At 60.5% G+C, this 17,458-nt stretch carries 14 protein-coding genes; 3 read left to right on the top strand and 11 right to left on the bottom strand.

Annotated elements, in window-relative coordinates; translation table 11 throughout:
* Positions 1-57: 57 nt before the first annotated feature.
* Together AB4O12_RS24980 and AB4O12_RS24985 are read right to left on the bottom strand one after the other, a co-directional pair.
* Positions 58-1,023: a 2-oxoglutarate and iron-dependent oxygenase domain-containing protein gene (locus AB4O12_RS24980; RefSeq protein WP_150638123.1), complete on the bottom strand. Its 966-nt coding sequence runs from the start codon at positions 1,021-1,023 to the stop codon at positions 58-60.
* A gap of 145 nt (positions 1,024-1,168) precedes the next feature.
* The gene (locus AB4O12_RS24985) at positions 1,169-2,242 is read right to left on the bottom strand and encodes a BMP family ABC transporter substrate-binding protein (protein WP_460059892.1); all 1,074 of its coding nucleotides are present in this window, start codon (positions 2,240-2,242) and stop codon (positions 1,169-1,171) included.
* A 286-nt stretch (positions 2,243-2,528) separates the two neighbouring features.
* Between AB4O12_RS24985 and AB4O12_RS24990 the strand changes: the two genes are divergently transcribed.
* Entirely contained in the window at positions 2,529-3,620 is a 1,092-nt protein-coding gene (locus AB4O12_RS24990) for a calcium:cation antiporter (RefSeq protein ID WP_041479650.1), read from the top strand.
* A gap of 124 nt (positions 3,621-3,744) precedes the next feature.
* Here the strand turns inward: AB4O12_RS24990 and AB4O12_RS24995 are convergent, their stop codons facing one another.
* From AB4O12_RS24995 to AB4O12_RS25035, 9 genes are all read right to left on the bottom strand, one after another.
* Positions 3,745-5,103, bottom strand: a complete 1,359-nt coding sequence (locus tag AB4O12_RS24995) for an 8-oxoguanine deaminase (RefSeq protein WP_073471861.1) — start codon at positions 5,101-5,103, stop codon at positions 3,745-3,747.
* Positions 5,104-5,360: 257 nt separating this feature from the next.
* Positions 5,361-6,047, bottom strand: coding sequence for an SDR family oxidoreductase (locus AB4O12_RS25000; protein ID WP_217864429.1), 687 nt, complete (start codon positions 6,045-6,047; stop codon positions 5,361-5,363).
* Positions 6,048-6,323: 276 nt separating this feature from the next.
* Positions 6,324-7,250 carry an ABC transporter permease gene (locus AB4O12_RS25005; RefSeq protein WP_460059893.1) on the bottom strand — a complete coding sequence of 309 codons (927 nt, stop codon included), beginning with the start codon at positions 7,248-7,250 and terminating at the stop codon, positions 6,324-6,326.
* Entirely contained in the window at positions 7,250-8,356 is a 1,107-nt protein-coding gene (locus AB4O12_RS25010) for an ABC transporter permease (RefSeq protein ID WP_056787784.1), read from the bottom strand. Before AB4O12_RS25010 ends, AB4O12_RS25005 begins: the two co-directional genes overlap by 1 nt.
* A gap of 12 nt (positions 8,357-8,368) precedes the next feature.
* Entirely contained in the window at positions 8,369-9,916 is a 1,548-nt protein-coding gene (locus AB4O12_RS25015) for an ABC transporter ATP-binding protein (protein WP_460059894.1), read from the bottom strand.
* A 612-nt stretch (positions 9,917-10,528) separates the two neighbouring features.
* Positions 10,529-11,110: an IMPACT family protein gene (locus tag AB4O12_RS25020; RefSeq protein ID WP_125917571.1), complete on the bottom strand. Its 582-nt coding sequence runs from the start codon at positions 11,108-11,110 to the stop codon at positions 10,529-10,531.
* Between the two features lie 7 nt (positions 11,111-11,117).
* On the bottom strand, positions 11,118-11,768 hold the full coding sequence (locus AB4O12_RS25025; RefSeq protein ID WP_016771809.1) for a TetR/AcrR family transcriptional regulator: 651 nt from the start codon (positions 11,766-11,768) through the stop codon (positions 11,118-11,120).
* An 88-nt stretch (positions 11,769-11,856) separates the two neighbouring features.
* Entirely contained in the window at positions 11,857-13,245 is a 1,389-nt protein-coding gene (locus AB4O12_RS25030) for a uracil-xanthine permease family protein (protein WP_460059895.1), read from the bottom strand.
* Positions 13,246-13,364: 119 nt separating this feature from the next.
* Positions 13,365-14,285 carry a LysR family transcriptional regulator gene (locus tag AB4O12_RS25035; RefSeq protein WP_056787796.1) on the bottom strand — a complete coding sequence of 307 codons (921 nt, stop codon included), beginning with the start codon at positions 14,283-14,285 and terminating at the stop codon, positions 13,365-13,367.
* Positions 14,286-14,422: 137 nt separating this feature from the next.
* Here AB4O12_RS25035 and aptA point away from each other — a divergent pair, with 137 nt between their 5' ends.
* Both aptA and AB4O12_RS25045 read left to right on the top strand, forming a co-directional pair.
* Positions 14,423-15,772 carry an omega-aminotransferase AptA gene (gene aptA, locus AB4O12_RS25040; RefSeq protein WP_064362892.1) on the top strand — a complete coding sequence of 450 codons (1,350 nt, stop codon included), beginning with the start codon at positions 14,423-14,425 and terminating at the stop codon, positions 15,770-15,772.
* A gap of 74 nt (positions 15,773-15,846) precedes the next feature.
* The gene (locus AB4O12_RS25045) at positions 15,847-17,340 is read left to right on the top strand and encodes a CoA-acylating methylmalonate-semialdehyde dehydrogenase (RefSeq protein ID WP_041479657.1); all 1,494 of its coding nucleotides are present in this window, start codon (positions 15,847-15,849) and stop codon (positions 17,338-17,340) included.
* The last annotated feature ends 118 nt before the right edge of the window (positions 17,341-17,458 follow it).

The following is a 17,458-nucleotide window of genomic DNA, read 5'->3' on the forward strand; positions in this document are numbered from 1 at the left end:
GCCGGCATTCTACAGAGGCTGGCCGCAACAATTGGCAAAACCTGACCAGGTGATCGATCAAACCGCCTCTTGCTCACGTCGATACGCGTAGGTATCGGCGAAGCGCGACAGCAGGAATTGCGCGCAGGTGGTGGTCGGATATTTCGCCGGATGCTGCGCGTCCTGGCAGCCGGGCAGGCATTCGATGCGCGTGTCCGGGTGCGGTTCGGCGAAGAACGGCATCGAATAGCGATCCACGCCCAGCGGGCTGATCACCCGGTGCGGCGTCGAGCGATAACGGTCGTTGCTCCAGCGCGCCATCATGTCGCCGAGGTTGACCACGAACGTGCCGTCAATCGGTGGCGCGTCGATCCATTCACCTTTGACGTTCTTCACCTGCAAACCGCCGGCGCTGTCCTGATAGAGCAGGGTGATGCAGCCGTAATCGGTATGGGCGCCGGCACCTTGTTGCTCGGCGGAGCTGGCGGTGTGACGCGGTGGGTAATGGATCATGCGCAACACGCTGACCGGTTCGACAAAACGCGTATCGAAGAAGTCGCGCTCGATGCCCAGCGCAACGGTCATCGCTCGAAGCAGGGTTTGCGCCAGCGCCTGCATGTCGAGGTAATGCTGCTCCATCAGCGTTTCCCAGCCGGGTTGCGCCGGGTGCCGATTGGGGCCGCGCAAGGGTTTTTCCGCGAGCACCTCGGGATGTTCGTCCGGCAGATGCAGGCCCATGTCGAAAGTTTCTTTGAGATCGCTGGGTTTGTCCGGGTCCAGTTGCTCTGTGGCAATCGCACCGTAGCCGCGATGATGGCGGGTCTGGGTGATGTCGATCTTGAGTTTTTCTGCGGCGGGCAAGGCGAAGAAGCGCTGGGCGTGACCGAGCAGATCGTCGATGCGTTGCGCCGAGATCGGATGGCCCTTGATATAGAAAAAGCCCCACTCGCGGCAGGCTTGGTCGATCTGCTCGGCCACGGCGGGCCAGGCATTTTCATCGGTGCTGTAGAGCGGGCTGATATCAATGATCGGAAGCTGATCCATACACAATCCTTGAATACGCTGTGTTTCCAATGTGGGAGCGAGCCTGCTCGCGAAGAGGGAGTGTCAGACAACATTTTTGTTTAATGACACACCGCTTTCGCGAGCAGGCTCGCTCCCACAGGGTTTTGTGTGGTGAATCGGGGGACTACTTCGGCATCTCGGCCTTCATGCCCTCAACGTAATAATTCATCGAAGCCAGTTCCGCATTGGTCGCGCTCACGCCCGCCGGGATTTTTTCTACACCGGCCTGATCCTTGATCGGCCCGGTAAACGGCTGCAATGCGCCGCTCTTGATGTCGGCGATCAACTGCTCGGCTTCGGCTTTCACCGGCGCCGGCACCAGGTCGCTGATCGGCAGTTCCACCGTGCCTTCCTTCAACCCACCCCAGTAATCCTGGGATTTCCAGGTGTGATCGATCACGCTCTGCGTCGCCTGAATGTAGTGCGGCGCCCAGTCGTTGACGATAGAGGTCAGCACCGCTTTCGGGCCGAAGCGGGCCATGTCCGAGGCGTAGCCCACGGCATACACGCCGCGCCGTTCGGCAGCCTGGATCGGCGCCGGGCTGTCGGTGTGCTGGAACACCACGTCGACGCCCTGATCGATCAGCGCGTTGGCGGCGTCGGCTTCCTTGCCCGGATCAAACCAGGAGTTGACCCACACCACTTTGATTTCGGTGCCGGGGTTGTACTTGTTCAAGGCCAGCTGGATGGCGTTGATGTCGCGGATCACTTCCGGAATCGGGAACGAGGCGACGTAGCCGATCTTCTTGGTCTTGGTCATCTTCGCCGCGAGGAAACCGCCGACGTAACGGCCCTCGTAAGTGCGCGCCAGGTAGGTGCCGAGGTTCTTGTCCTGCTTGTAACCGGTGGCGTGTTCGAACGTCACCTTGGGAAATTGCTTGGCGACTTTCACTGTCGGGTTCATGTAGCCGAAAGACGTGGTGAAGATCAGGTCATATTTGTCCTTGGCCATGTTGCGGATCACCCGCTCGGCGTCGGCGCCCTCGGCGACGTTTTCCACGTAGTTGGTGGTGATCTGCGTGCCGAGTTTTTCCGCCAGGGCCTTGCGCCCCTGTTCGTGCTGATACGTCCAGCCGTGGTCACCGATCGGGCCGATGTAGACGAAACCGACCTTCAGCGGATCGGCAGCGCTGGCGCTCAGGCTGATTCCCAGACCGATGGCGGCGTACAGCAGTTTGTGCAGCGGACGTATTGGCATGAACCCGAACTCCATTTTGTTGTGTGTGCTCAGGGCCAATGCAAATTGCTGACCAACAGGACAACAAACTCATTTGAAAACGCGGTGCGGCCTTCGCGAGCAGGCTCGCTCCCACAGGGACGCATTTCAATGTGGGAGCGAGCCTGCTCGCGAAGAGGCCGGCAAGGCCAATAAAAGTGCATGCCTGAATCCAGCTGCCATCGCGTGGTGCGTAAAGATGTAACGAAACGTTAGCGGCGCGCGGCAGTCAGTAGCTTCATCAGCTCTTTTCGGCAAAAGGCCCGTCATGCTCTCGATCCTCAAACAAGAAAGCTTCCTGCTGCTGGCAGTCCTTGCCGCGTGCGTCGCTTATCCACTGGAACACTGGCTGCTGCACAGCGGCCAGATCGTCGCGCTGGGCGGCGGTCTGCTGCTGATTGCCTTCATCGTCGCCGCGTCAATGCGCGTCGCTCATCACGCCGAACTGCTGGCGGAAAAAGTCGGTGATCCCTACGGCACGATGATCCTCACACTCTCGGCAGTGCTGGTCGAAGTGGTGATCCTGGCGATCATGATGAGCAACGAAGCCTCGGCAACACTGGTGCGCGACACGATTTATTCAGCGGTGATGCTCGACATCAACGGCATCCTCGGCCTCGCCGCTTTGATGGGCGGGATCAAACACGGCGAACAGTCCTACAACGACGATTCGGCGCGCAGCTACAGCGTCATGATCCTCACCGCGATGGGGGTGTCGATGGTGGTCCCGGAGTTCATTCCCGAGGCCAACTGGAAGATGTATTCGGCGTTCACCATCGGCGCAATGATGGTGCTCTACGCGCTGTTCCTGCGCATGCAGGTCGGCCCGCACAGTTACTTTTTCAGCTACAGCTATCCGGACAAACGTCGCAAAAAGGAGCCGGTCGAGCAGGAGCCGAAACCGGTCAGCCTGGCGCTGTCGGTCGGCATTCTGGTGTCGGGGGTGGTGATCATCGGCGCACTGGCCGAGGTGATGTCCAAGACCCTCGATCTGGGCCTGGAAGGCACGGGCGCGCCGCCGGTAATCACGGCGATTCTGGTGGCAGCGATTTCCGCCGCGCCGGAGATTCTCACCGCATTACGAGCGGCGCTGGCCAATCGCATGCAGTCGGTGGTCAACATTGCGATGGGGGCGTCACTGTCGACGGTGATTCTGACCGTACCGGTGATGGAAGCGATGGCGCTGTACACCGGCCAGCCGTTTCAAATGGCGATGACCCCGGTGCAAACGGTGATGATCTTCATCACCCTGATCGTCAGCGCAATCAACCTCAATGACGGCGAGACCAACGCCATTGAGGGCATGACGCACTTTGTGCTGTTTGCCACATTCATCATGCTGTCGCTACTGGGCCTTTAGGGCTGGCAGATACCCATGTGGGAGCGAGCCTGCTCGCGAAAACGGTGTGTCATCCAACAAACATGTTGTCTGACACTCCTTCTTCGCGAGCAGGCTCGCTCCCACAGTTTTGAACGGCGGTGAGTCAGGTCCCGGCGATCAGTTGGCGAGCGGCTTGACTGTGATCGGCGATCAGACCTTTCAGGTCCAACCCTTCAACCTGACCATCAACCACACGCCACTTGCCGCCGATCATCACCCGATCCGCTCGGTCAGCGCCGCACAGCAGCAACGCCGAAATCGGATCATGGCTACCGGAGAAGCGCAGTTCATCGAGCTTGAACAACGCGAGATCCGCCTGTTTGCCCACGGCGATTTCGCCGATGTCAGTGCGGCCGAGCAGGCTCGCCGAACCTTTGGTCGCCCAGCCCAGTACGCGCTCCGGGGTGATCTTTTCGGCGCCGTAACGCAGGCGCTGGATGTACAGGGCCTGACGCGCTTCGAGGATCATGTTCGAGGCATCGTTGGACGCCGAACCGTCGACGCCAAGACCGAACAGCGCGCCGGCGTCGGTCAGCTCGATGCTCGGGCAGATGCCGGACGCCAGGCGCATGTTCGAGCTTGGGCAGTGACAAATGCCGGTGCCGGCCTGGCCGAGGCGGGCGATTTCGTCGGGGTTGAAATGGATGCCGTGGGCCAGCCAGGTACGCGGGCCGAGCCAGCCGACGCTGTCCAGATAATCGACGGTGCGCAGGCCGAAGCGTTGCAGACAGAAGTCTTCTTCATCGAGAGTTTCAGCGAGGTGGGTGTGCAGACGCACATCGAGCTTGTTCGCCAGATCAGCGCTGGCCGACATGATTTCCGGGGTCACCGAGAATGGCGAGCATGGCGCCAGAGCGATCTGGATCTGCGCACCATCGCCACGCTCGTGATACTCGTGAATCAGCCGCTGGCTGTCGTCGAGAATCACCTGACCTTCCTGCACCGTTTGTTGCGGAGGCAGACCGCCGTCCTTCTCGCCAAGGCTCATCGAGCCGCGTGTGAGCATGGCGCGCATGCCCAGTTCACGCACCGTTTCGACCTGCACGTCGATGGCGTTTTCCAGACCGTCCGGGAACAGATAGTGATGGTCGGCAGCCGTGGTGCAACCCGAGAGCAGCAATTCGGCCAGCGCCACTTTGGTGGCGAGGGCGAGTTTTTCCGGGGTCAGCCGCGCCCATACCGGGTACAGGGTTTTCAGCCACGGGAACAGCGGCTGATTGACCACCGGCGCCCAGGCGCGGGTCAGGGTTTGATAGAAGTGATGGTGGGTGTTGATCAGGCCCGGCAGGATCACATGCTCGCGGGCATCGAACACTTCATTGCACGGCGCCGACGGCTGCTGACCGGCAGCGAGGACTTCGACGATGACACCGTCTTGCACGACAAGGCCGCCACGGGCATCAAGCTCGTTGGAAGTGAAAATGGCGAGGGGATTTTTTAACCAGGTACGGGTCGCAGGCATTGTGGCCGGCTCCTCTGAAAGTTGGGTTCAGGGTTGCCAGCTCAGTGTTGCCCTGTCTGCTGATCCAGGGTCGCCGCGAAGGACGAGGCGCGCAGTTTCAAACAAATCGCCCCATCGGGCAAGCGCCACCCGACCATTCACCATCATCCCCCTGTGGGAGCGAGCCTGCTCGCGAAGGCGTCATGTCAGTCGATACAGATTTACCTGACAGATCGTATTCGCGAGCAGGCTCGCTCCCACATCGGGATTATCAGTGCTTACCAGGGAATGGTTTCACCCTTGTAATTGACGAAGTGATGCCCGCCCTTGCCGGTAAACGCATTGACCTGATCAATCAGCCCGCGGGTGCTGGTCTCGACGTCGAGATCGGCGCCTTCGCCGCCCATGTCGGTCTTCACCCAGCCCGGGTGCAGCGAAAGTACGGTCAGTTTCTGCTCGCCCAGTTGCGTGACGAAACTGTTGGTCATCGAATTCAGCGCCGCCTTGCTCGCCTTGTACAGCGCCAGCTCCGGCGCATCGGGCATGGTCACGCTGCCGAGTACCGAACTCATGAACGCCAGCACGCCGCTGCCGTCGCGAATCTGCCCGACGAAGCGCTGGGCCAGATTGATCGGCGCCACCGCGTTGGTGAAAAACAGTTGCCCGACCTCGGCCAGGGTCGCGCCGCCCGGCGTCTGCACGTCCGGGCCTTTGACCCCGGCGTTGACGAACAACAGATCGAAGGTTTCGCCCTTGAGCTTCTGGCTCAGAGCGATCACCGCTTGCTGATCGTCCATGTCGAGCTTCTCGATGCGCACGTCACCCAGCGCTTGCAGCGCCTCGGCCTTCTGCGGATTGCGCACTGTCGCGGTCACTTGCCAGCCATCGGCCAGCAGGGTCTTCACCAGACCGAGGCCCAAGCCGCGGGAGGCGCCGATGATCAGTGCGTTTTTTGCCTGAGACATGATGGGTTTCCTTGAAAGTCAGCATTCAGGATTCAATGGACACGCCTGACCGAGCCACAGTTGCAGCGCTTGGCGAAAACAGGCTTTGATCCCGGAGCATACTCCAGGCTTCTTGAGTTTCTCGAGGGTGTTTGATCAGAAATAGTTGTGGGTCGTGCTCCAGATGTTGCCGGTGCGGAGGCCTTCGCGAGCAGGCTCGCTCCCACATATGCCCGCGTTCACTCAGATCCCCTGTGGGAGCGAGCCTGCTCGCGAAGAGGCCCGCTCTGACATCAACTAATGTCCCGATTGCCACGGCTGCCCCAACGAAACCGGCGCATACAACCGAGTGCGCACGGCATCGCGGGACAGCAACACCAGCACCAAAATCGTCGCCACATACGGCAGCATCGCCAGCAGGCTCGAATGTATCGCCAGTCCCAATCCCTGTGCCACCAAATGCAGGATGCTGGCGAGGCCAAACAGATACGCCCCGAGCAACAACCGCCACACCCGCCAACTGGCAAACACCACCAGTGCCAGGGCAATCCAGCCGCGCCCAGCGGTCATGTTTTCCGCCCACATCGGCGTGTAGGCCAGCGACAGATAGGCCCCGGCCAGCCCGGCCATTGCTCCGCCGAACAACACCGCCAAGGTACGCACGGTCAGCACTGGCAAGCCCATCGCGCTGGCCGCATCCGGGTTTTCACCGACCGCTTGAATGATCAGGCCGACACGACTTTTGATGATTACCCACGCCACCAAGGCAAATAGCGCGAACGACAGATACACCAGCAGATCCTGGGCAAACAGCATCCGCCCGATCAGCGGGATCTCACTCAGATACGGAATCGCCAGAGGCTCGAAACCCGCCAGCGGCTTACCCACCCAGGCCGCGCCGACAAACGTCGAAAGCCCGACACCAAAGATCGTCAGCGCCAACCCGGTGGCCACCTGATTGGCGTTGAACACCAGCGCGACCAGGGCAAACAGTGACGACAACAACATCCCGGCCAACATCGCCAACAGCACACCCAGCCACAGGTTGCCGCTGTTCAGCGCGACGATAAAACCGATCACCGCACCGAACAGCATCATGCCTTCCTGGCCGAGGTTGAGGACGCCGCTTTTCTCGCAGATCAACTCACCCAATCCCACCAGCAACAGCGGCGTGCCGCAGCGGACCATGGCATAGAAAATATTGCTCAACAGATCGATATCCATCACAGCGCTCCGGCGGTTACGGCAGGGGTCGAGGCGCGCCGGCTCCAGCGCAGTTTCAGGCGTGGCCGATAGAGAATCAGCACGTCACAGGCGAGCAGGAAAAACAGCATCATGCCCTGGAACAATTGGGTGATCGCTTGCGGCAGATTGAGCGACATCTGCGCGCTCTCGCCGCCGATGTACAGCAGCGCCATGAGCAGACTGGAGAACAGAATGCCGAGCGGATTCAACCGTCCCAGAAACGCCACGGTGATCGCCGCGTAGCCATAGCCCGGCGACACCTGCGGCACCAGTTGGCCGATCGGCCCGGTCACTTCGCAGACTCCGGCGAGCCCGGCCAGAGCACCGCTGATCAACAGCGCCAGCCAGATCAGGCGCTTCTCGCGAAAGCCGACAAAACCTGCCGCACGTTTGTCCAGCCCGAGCACTTTGATCTGGAAGCCGATGAAGCTTTTCTGCAACAGCACCCACACCGCAACCAGCGCGAGCAGGGCGAAATACACGCCGGCATGCACGCGGCCATCTTCCAGCAGCAGCGGCAAACGACTGGCGTCGCCGAACATCGCCGACTCCGGGAAATTGAAGCCCGCTGGATCCTTCAACGGCCCGTGCACGCAGAACAGCAGCAGGTTCAGCGCGATGTAGTTGAGCATGATGCTGGTGAGGATTTCGTTGGCGTTGAAGCGCGTGCGCAGCCATGCGGTGAGCCCGGCCCATGCGGCGCCCGCCAGCGTGCCGGTCAGCAGAATCAGCACCAGCGCCCAGCGACTTTGCATGTCGATAACGTTCACTGCCAGAGCACTGCCGGCCAACGCGCCGAGTAGAAGTTGGCCTTCGGCGCCGATGTTCCAGATCCGCGCCTGATAGGCCACGGCCAGGCCGAGTGCGCAGAGCAGAATCGGCAGCGCCTTGACCAGCAATTCGGACACTCCATACAAATCGCTGACGGGCGCGATCAGCAGTGTGTGCAAGGTTTGCAATGGGTCGTGGCCCAGCGCGATGAACAACAGCGAGCCGCAGCCGAGGGTTAGCGCCGCCGCCAATAACGGCGAGCACCACAGCATCAGGCGCGATTGCTGGCCACGGGGTTCGAGGGAAAGCAGCATGTTGAAACTCCGTTAAACCGAGGCGGTGCGAGGTGAGTGATCGAACTGGCCGGCCATCCACGCGCCGACATCGCTCAGTTGTGTAAGGCAGGTGTCTTGCAGTGCCGACAGACGCCCGCCGCATAGCGCGCCGAGGCGATCGCTGATCTGGAACAGCTCATCGAGGTCTTCGGAAATCACCAGAATCGCCGCGCCGGCATCGCGCAGGGCAATCAAGGCGCGATGGATGGTGGCGGCGGCGCCGACGTCGACGCCCCAGGTCGGGTGCGCGGCGATCAGCAGTTTCGGTTGCTGAAGAATTTCCCGGCCGAGGATGAATTTCTGCAGGTTGCCGCCGGACAGGCTGCGCGCAGCGGTTTGCGTGTCCGGGGTCTTCACGCCGAAACGCTGGATGATCTGCTGCGCGAGGGTTTCGACTTTGCCGCGTTGGATCAACCCGTGGCTCACCAGTCCTTGCTGGAAAGCACTGAGCAGGGCGTTATCGGCCAGACTCAACTCCGGCACCGCGCCGTGGCCGAGGCGTTCGGCCGGCACGAAGGCCAGACCGAGTTTGCGCCGCGCGTCCGGGCGCAGGTCAGCGACGTTTCGCTCGGCGAAGCGCAGGGTCGCCGCTTGCGCACGAGGCAAGGGCTGCTCGCCGCTGAGCAGGGCGAGCAGCTCATCCTGACCATTGCCCGCGACCCCGGCGATGCCGACGATTTCACCGCTGCGCACTTGCAGGTCGATGTCTGTCAGCGAGCAGCCGAACGGATCCGGGTTGTGCCAGCTCAAACCCTGCACCTGCAGAAACGCCGCGCCACCGCTGACTTTCGGATACTCGCCAATCAATGCCGCCGCTTCGCCGACCATCAGTTGTGCCAGTTGCTGATCCGTACATTGCGCCGGCAGGCAATGCCCGGCTACCCGACCGCCGCGCAGCACCGTGGCGCTGTGGCACAAGGCCCGCACTTCACCGAGCTTGTGGCTGATAAACAGAATGCTGCAACCCTCGTCGGCAAGGCGCCGCAGGGTGATGAACAATTCGTCCGCCTCTTGCGGCGTCAGCACCGAGGTCGGCTCGTCGAGAATCAACAGGCGGATGTCCTGCATCAGGCAACGGATGATTTCCACCCGCTGCCGCTCGCCGATCGACAGGCTGTGGACAAGTCGCTCCGGCTCCAGCGCCATGCCGTAACGCCGCGATACTTCGCGAATCTTCGGCTCCAGTTGTTTCGGCGTGCCGGCCGCCGCGCCCATCGCCAGGGCAATGTTCTGCGCGACGCTGAGGGTTTCGAACAGCGAGAAATGCTGGAACACCATGCCAATGCCCAACTGCCGCGCCTGTGCCGGGTTGCGGATCTGCACGCGCTGCCCCTGCCAGAGCATTTCGCCGCTGTCGCACTGGGTGACCCCGTAAATGATCTTCATCAACGTACTTTTGCCCGCGCCGTTTTCACCGAGCAGGGCATGGATTTCACCCGGCGCGATGTTCAGGTCGATGGCGTCGTTGGCCAGACAACCGGGGTAGCGTTTGCTGATCTGGCGCAGTTGCAGGCGCGGCGGGGAAGGGGCGATGGACATGACAGGCTCGACTGACTTGGAGTTGTGCCTGTGGATAAAGCAATTTCCTGGCCATTGAGTCAGGAACGCTTGCGGAGCCAGTCCGCAAGTGCCGACAGCAGCGCATCGGCGGGCGTTTTGTCTTTCTATCGAGCACCAATTCAGCGCAAAGCCATTGAACAGGCTCCAGTTTTGCTCGCGCTACGTTGGTTAAAAAACGAGCAATCACTTGGGGCCTAGGCAGATCCAGCGACAGCGACGGTCATGAACGGCTTATCCACAGGTTGTTCCACAGTAATTGTGCGCAAGCGCCGAGGTCGGGCATAAGCACTGCGATGCTTTCTTCTAATGGTGATAAACGATGTTAACTATCTGTTTTTACGCTGATTTTTCGTTTCGTCGGATCAATTGAACGAAAAGTGAACAAATCGCGCAAAGCCGCATGACAGAAGGGTTACAGCGGTATGTACTCAGGTTATCCACAGCCGGGTGCACAGCCGATGTGGGCAAGTCGGCAGAAAATGGAATGCATGTAATGCCCCAAAAAGATCGCAGCGTTCCGCAGCTCCTACAATTGGAATGCGATCCCCCTGTAGGAGCTGCCGAAGGCTGCGATGTTTTGATCTTCCACTCTCAACGCTGCAACAAAATCCGCCCACGGCTCAGATCCGCCAACTGACTTTGCAGCACTTCGATCTGCGCTTCTCCTACCGCCAATTTCAACTCAACCCCATTGGCCGTGAAGTTTTCCTCCACCACCAATCCACCGAGATCCGCCACGCGCAACTTCACCAGCGCCAACTCGGCAAATCCGCAGGCGCAACTCAGCGGCACGCGGCTGATCAGCTCGATTTTTTCCGCCGCTTGCAGGCACTTGTTGGCGCCACCGCCGTAGGCCCGGGCCAGGCCGCCGGTGCCCAGTTGAATGCCGCCGTACCAGCGGATCACCAGCACCGCGACCTGATCGCAGTCCTGCGCTTCGATCGCCGCGAGAATAGGGCGCCCTGCGGTGCCGCCAGGTTCGCCGTCGTCAGTGCTGCGGTATTGCGCGCCGAGTTTCCACGCCCAGCAATTGTGCGTGGCATTCAAATCGCTGTGCTGCTCGAAAAATGCCTGCGCGTCGGCGGGGCTGCTGATCGGCGTCGCCAGAGTGATGAAGCGGCTTTTGCGAATCTCTTCGCGGTACTCGCAAAAACCGCTGAGGGTGAAAGGCATAAACGTCTTATAGAGAAGGAGTGAGGCCGCAGCCTTTGAGAATGATGCGGATCAGGTTGTTGCCGGCGTCTTCCATGTCCTGCTTGGTCAACTTGCTGCGCCCGGTGACGCGGCAGATCTGCGTGGCGAAGTCGGCGTAATGCTGGGTGCTGCCCCACAGCAGGAAGATCAGGTGCACCGGATCGACCGGATCCATCTTGCCCGCATCGATCCACGCCTGAAACACCGCCGCGCGCCCGGTGAACCAGGTGCGGTAATCCTGATTGAAATATTCGCTCAGGCATTCGCCGCCGCTGATCACTTCCATGGCGAAGATTCGCGAAGCCTGTGGCTGGCGCCGGGAGAATTCCATCTTCGCGCGGATGTAGCGGGTCAGCGCTTCGGCCGGGTCATCCTCGGCAGTGAGGGTGTTGAAGGTGCTGTCCCACAACTCGATGATGTTGCTCAGCACTGCCACATACAAACCGAGCTTGTTGGTGAAGTAGTAATGCAGGTTGGCCTTGGGCAGCCCGGCATTCTGCGCGATGGTGTTCATGCTGGTGCCTTTGAACCCGTGACGGGCGAACTCGTCTTCGGCGGCTTTGAGAATGGTCTCTTCGTTCTTCTGACGAATGCGGCTGGCGGGTTTGCCGCCGTGGGCTGGGACTTCAAAGGTCATAGGCACTTCCGGAATTGTCTGTGGGTGCAACCAGTTGCGTTGATAGCGCACCCACAGGCATCCGACAAGTCCTTGCGCGGAAAAACAGTTACGCCTGTTCGATCTTGTTCAATGACGCGGAGCTTTTTGCCGCTGCGGTTTTGCCTTCCGGCAACAACAGACAAAGGAAGATTGCCGTCAACCCGCCGCTGGTGATCGCCGAGTCGAACAGGTTCTGCACCAGTTTCGGCAACAGGTGCAGCAGGTTCGGTTGCGCGGCGATGCCAAGGCCGACGCCGAACGAAGTGGCGATGATCAACATGCTGCGCCGGTCCAGCGGTGACTGCGCGAGAATGCGTACGCCCGCCGCCGCCACTGCGCCGAACATCACCAGCGTCGCACCGCCGAGCACCGGTTTCGGGATCTGTTGCAGCACCGCACCGATCATCGGGAACAGGCCGAGGCAGAACAGGATCGCGCCGATGTACAGACCGACGTAGCGGCTGGCAACGCCGGTCAATTGGATCACGCCGTTGTTCTGCGCGAACGTTGTGTTGGGGAAAGCGCTGAAGGTCGCCGCAATCATGCAGCTCACGCCGTCACCGAGCACGCCACCGCGCAAGCGGCTTATATAAGAAGGGCCGCTGATCGGTTGGCGGGCGAGCATGCAATTGGCGGTGAGGTCGCCGACGGTTTCGATGGTGCTAATCAGATAAATCAGCGCGACCGGCAGGAAAGCGGTCCAGTCGAAGTTGAATCCGAACTTGAACGGCGTAGGAAAACTCACCAGCGGCAAGTCAGGCAACGGCTGTGGCACTAATTTTCCGCTGAACCACGCAGCGAGACTGCCTAGCACCAGTCCGATGATGATCGCCGACAGTCGTACCCAAGGCGTGTTCGAACGGTTGAGCAGAATGATCGTCAGCAGCACGAACACGCCCAAGGCCAGATTGCCCGGCGCGCCGAAGTCCGGCGCGTTGAAGCCGCCACCCAGATCGGTGATGCCGACCTTGATCAGGCTGATGCCGATCAGCGTGATGACAATGCCGGTCACCAGCGGTGTGACCACTCGGCGCAACTGACCGATGAAACGGCTGAGCACGATCTGCACGATTGCGCCGAAAAAGCACACGCCGAAAATCATCGCCAGGATATCTTCCGGGCTGCCGCCGCGCTGCTTGACCAGAAACCCGGCCGACAGCACCGCACCGAGAAACGCGAAACTGGTGCCTTGCAGACAGATCATCCCCGCGCCGATGCCGAACGGTCGTAGCGCCTGGATAAAGGTGCCGACGCCCGAGACCATCAACGCCATACTGATCAGGTACGGTAGATGCGCGGTCAGCCCGAGCGCCGAACCAATCACCAGTGGCGGGGTGATGATGCCGACGAAACTGGCGAGCACGTGTTGCAGCGCGGCGAGAATGGCGGCGAGTGGTTTGGGGCGGTCGTTGAGGCCGTAGATCAGTTCACTGGACGAATCGGAATCTGGCTGCATGGTTTTGGCTTCTTGTTGAAGGACGAGTCAGCCCTTCACTGCAAAAACCTGTCCACTTGCTCAGGTTATTCCTGGGTTCTGTCGATGAGGCCCTGCCGGGCTGGGCTCTGCGCGCTTAGCTAACGCGTCGCGGCCAGACTCTCGAGGAAACTTTCCAGCACCAAATGAGGGCGCCGGCCCTTGCGCGTGACCGATGCCAGACTCAAATCGTAAAAACGCGTGCCGGCCTTGAGCGCACGCAAACGCCCCTGCTGCACCCAAAGGCTGGCGTAGTGATCCGGCAGATAACCGATGTAGCGCCCGGTCAGAATCAGAAATGCCATGCCCTCACGGTCAGAGGCACTGGCGGTGCAGTTGAGCGCCTGATAATGCGCCTGAATCTCCGCCGGCAAACGAAAGGTCGGCGCAATCGCGTCCTGACTGTCGAGGCGTTGATCATCGAGTTGTTTGTCGTCGACATAAAACAGCGGATGACCCACCGCGCAATACAGCAGCGAACGCTCGCTGTATAACGGCTGATATTCCAGTCCTGACAAGGCGCTGGCCTGCGGCACCACGCCAACGTGCAGGCGCCCGTCGAGCACACCTTGTTCAACTTCGTTCGGCGCAATCATGCGGATCTGGATCTGTACGTCCGGCCCGCGCTCCTTCAACTGCGCGAGGGCATGGGTGATGCGCATGTGCGGCAGGGTGACGAGGTTGTCGGTGAGGCCGATGATCAGCTCGCCGCGCAGGTGTTGGTGCAGTCCGTTGACCTCAGTGCGAAAACTCTCCAGTGCACTCAACAGCTGTAGTGCCGATTGATACACCTCACGACCTTCCTCGGTCAGGGAAAATCCGGCCCGGCCACGCTGACACAAGCGCAAGCCGAGGCGCTGTTCCAGATCGCTCATCTGCTGGCTGATCGCCGAACGCCCGATGCCGAGCACGGTTTCCGCTGCGGAGAAGCCGCCACATTCCACGACACTGCGAAAAATCCGCAGCAAACGGATATCAAAGTCACTGACCTGGGCCAATGGATCGGCGCGGCGGCTGCTCATTTTTTGTTCTCTTTGTTTAGCAATGATCTAACTGAAGGTTAGAAGAGTTGGATTTCACCGACTTTATCGCCGTGGCAATTTAGCTGCAACAACGCTTTCCATCTCCCTGACGCTTATGCCCTGCGAGGTTTTGCCCGATGAACATGCCTGAAAACGCGCCGTCGCCACTGGCCAGTCAACTGAAGCTGGACGCGCACTGGATGCCGTACACCGCCAACCGCAACTTTCAGCGCGACCCGCGGCTGATCGTCGGCGCTGAAGGCAGCTGGCTGTTCGATGACAAGGGCCGCAAGATCTACGACTCGCTGTCCGGTCTGTGGACCTGCGGCGCCGGGCACACCCGCAAGGAAATTCAGGAAGCCGTTTCGAAACAGCTGGGCACCCTCGATTACTCGCCGGGTTTCCAGTACGGCCATCCATTGTCGTTCCAGTTGGCAGAGAAAATCACCGAACTGACTCCGGGCAACCTGAACCACGTGTTCTTCACCGACTCTGGTTCCGAGTGCGCCGATACTGCGGTGAAAATGGTGCGTGCCTACTGGCGTCTGAAAGGTCAGGCGACCAAGACCAAAATGATCGGCCGCGCCCGTGGCTACCACGGCGTGAATATCGCTGGCACCAGCCTCGGCGGCGTCAACGGCAACCGCAAGCTGTTCGGTCAGGCGATGATGGATGTCGATCACCTGCCGCACACACTGCTGGCGAGCAATGCGTTTTCCCGCGGCATGCCGGAGCAGGGCGGTATTGCTTTGGCCGATGAACTGCTGAAGTTGATCGAACTGCACGACGCTTCCAACATCGCTGCGGTGTTCGTTGAGCCGATGGCCGGCTCTGCCGGGGTACTGGTTCCGCCGCAGGGTTACCTCAAGCGTCTGCGCGAAATCTGCGATCAGCACAACATCCTGCTGGTGTTCGATGAAGTGATCACTGGTTTCGGCCGCACCGGTTCGATGTTCGGCGCCGAGAGCTTCGGCGTGACCCCGGACCTGATGTGCATCGCCAAGCAAGTCACCAACGGCGCGATTCCAATGGGCGCGGTGATTGCAAGCTCCGAGATCTACCAGACCTTCATGAACCAGCCGACGCCGGAATACGCCGTGGAATTCCCTCACGGCTACACCTATTCGGCACACCCGGTGGCCTGTGCCGCCGGCCTTGCAGCACTCGACCTGCTGCAAAAGGAAAACCTGGTGCAGAGCGTCGCCGAAGTCGCGCCGCATTTCGAAAACGCGCTGCATGGTCTGAAGGGCTCGAAGAACGTCATCGACATCCGCAACTACGGCCTGGCTGGCGCGATCCAGATTGCCGGGCGTGACGGCGACGCGATCGTGCGTCCTTTCGAAGCGGGCATGGCCTTGTGGAAAGCCGGGTTCTACGTACGCTTCGGCGGCGACACCCTGCAGTTCGGCCCAACCTTCAACAGCAAGCCGCAAGACCTTGATCGTCTGTTCGACGCGGTCGGCGAAGTGCTGAACAAGCTCGACTGATTTTTCCCTCTATATATGTACAAAAGTGCCGGCGTCTCTCACGGCGCCTGCGGACCAGAATTCAGGAGTGTTCGATGAGCGTTATCCCGCATTTGATCAATGGCGAACTGGTGACCGAGAACGGTCGCGCGGTGGATGTGTTCAACCCGTCTACCGGCCAGGCGATCCATAAACTGCCATTGGCCAGCCAGGCCACCATTCAGAAAGCCATCGATGCCGCCAAGGCTGCGTTTCCTGCGTGGCGTAATACGCCACCGGCCAAACGCGCCCAGGTGATGTTCCGCTTCAAGCAACTGCTGGAGCAGAACGAAGCGCGCATCTCGCAACTGATCAGCGAAGAGCACGGCAAGACCCTGGAAGATGCCGCCGGTGAATTGAAGCGCGGTATCGAGAACGTCGAGTTCGCCTGCGCCGCCCCGGAAATCCTCAAGGGCGAATACAGCCGCAACGTCGGCCCGAACATCGATGCCTGGTCGGACTTCCAGCCGTTGGGGATTGTTGCCGGTATCACCCCGTTCAACTTTCCGGCCATGGTCCCGCTGTGGATGTACCCGCTGGCGATCGTCTGCGGCAACTGCTTCATCCTCAAGCCATCCGAGCGCGATCCAAGCTCGACGCTGCTGATCGCTCAGTTGCTGCTGGAAGCAGGGTTGCCGAAAGGCGTTATGAGTGTGGTCCATGGTGACAAGACAGCGGTGGACGCGTTGATCGAAGCGCCGGAAGTCAAAGCGCTGAGTTTCGTCGGTTCGACACCGATTGCCGAGTACATCTACGCCGAAGGCACCAAGCGCGGCAAACGCGTACAGGCACTGGGCGGCGCGAAGAACCACGCGGTACTGATGCCGGATGCCGATCTGGACAATGCGGTAAGTGCACTGATGGGCGCGGCTTACGGTTCCTGCGGCGAACGCTGCATGGCCATCTCGGTGGCCGTGTGTGTTGGCGATCAGGTCGCGGACGCGCTGGTGGCGAAACTGGTTCCACAGATCAAAGCGCTGAAAATCGGCGCGGGCACCTCGTGCGGTCTGGACATGGGGCCGTTGGTTACCGGTCAGGCGCGTGACAAGGTCAGCGGTTATGTGGATGACGGTGTGGCGGCGGGCGCGACCCTGGTGGTCGATGGTCGCGGTCTGAGCGTCGCCGGTCATGAAGACGGCTTCTTCCTCGGTGGCTGCCTGTTCGACAACGTCACCCCTGAGATGCGCATCTATAAAGAAGAGATCTTCGGGCCGGTGCTGTGCGTGGTGCGGGTGAACAGCCTGGAAGAGGCGATGCAACTGATCAATGATCACGAATACGGCAACGGCACCTGCATCTTCACCCGTGACGGCGAAGCGGCGCGGCTGTTCTGCGACGAGATCGAAGTCGGCATGGTCGGCGTCAACGTGCCGTTGCCGGTGCCGGTGGCTTATCACAGTTTCGGCGGCTGGAAGCGTTCGCTGTTTGGCGACCTGCATGCGTATGGTCCGGATGGCGTGCGCTTCTACACTCGTCGCAAGGCGATCACCCAGCGCTGGCCGCAGCGTGCAAGCCATGAAGCTTCGCAGTTCGCATTCCCAAGCTTATAAGTAGCAGGGTGCGCAGGAGGCCGACCTTTCAGGTCGGCCTTCGCGTTTTCGGGGTTTTTTGACCGATATGACAGAAATATGAAAATAGGTGTTGACGGCAGATTCCAGAGGTCTATAA

Source organism: Pseudomonas sp. S2_A05 (assembly GCF_054668485.1).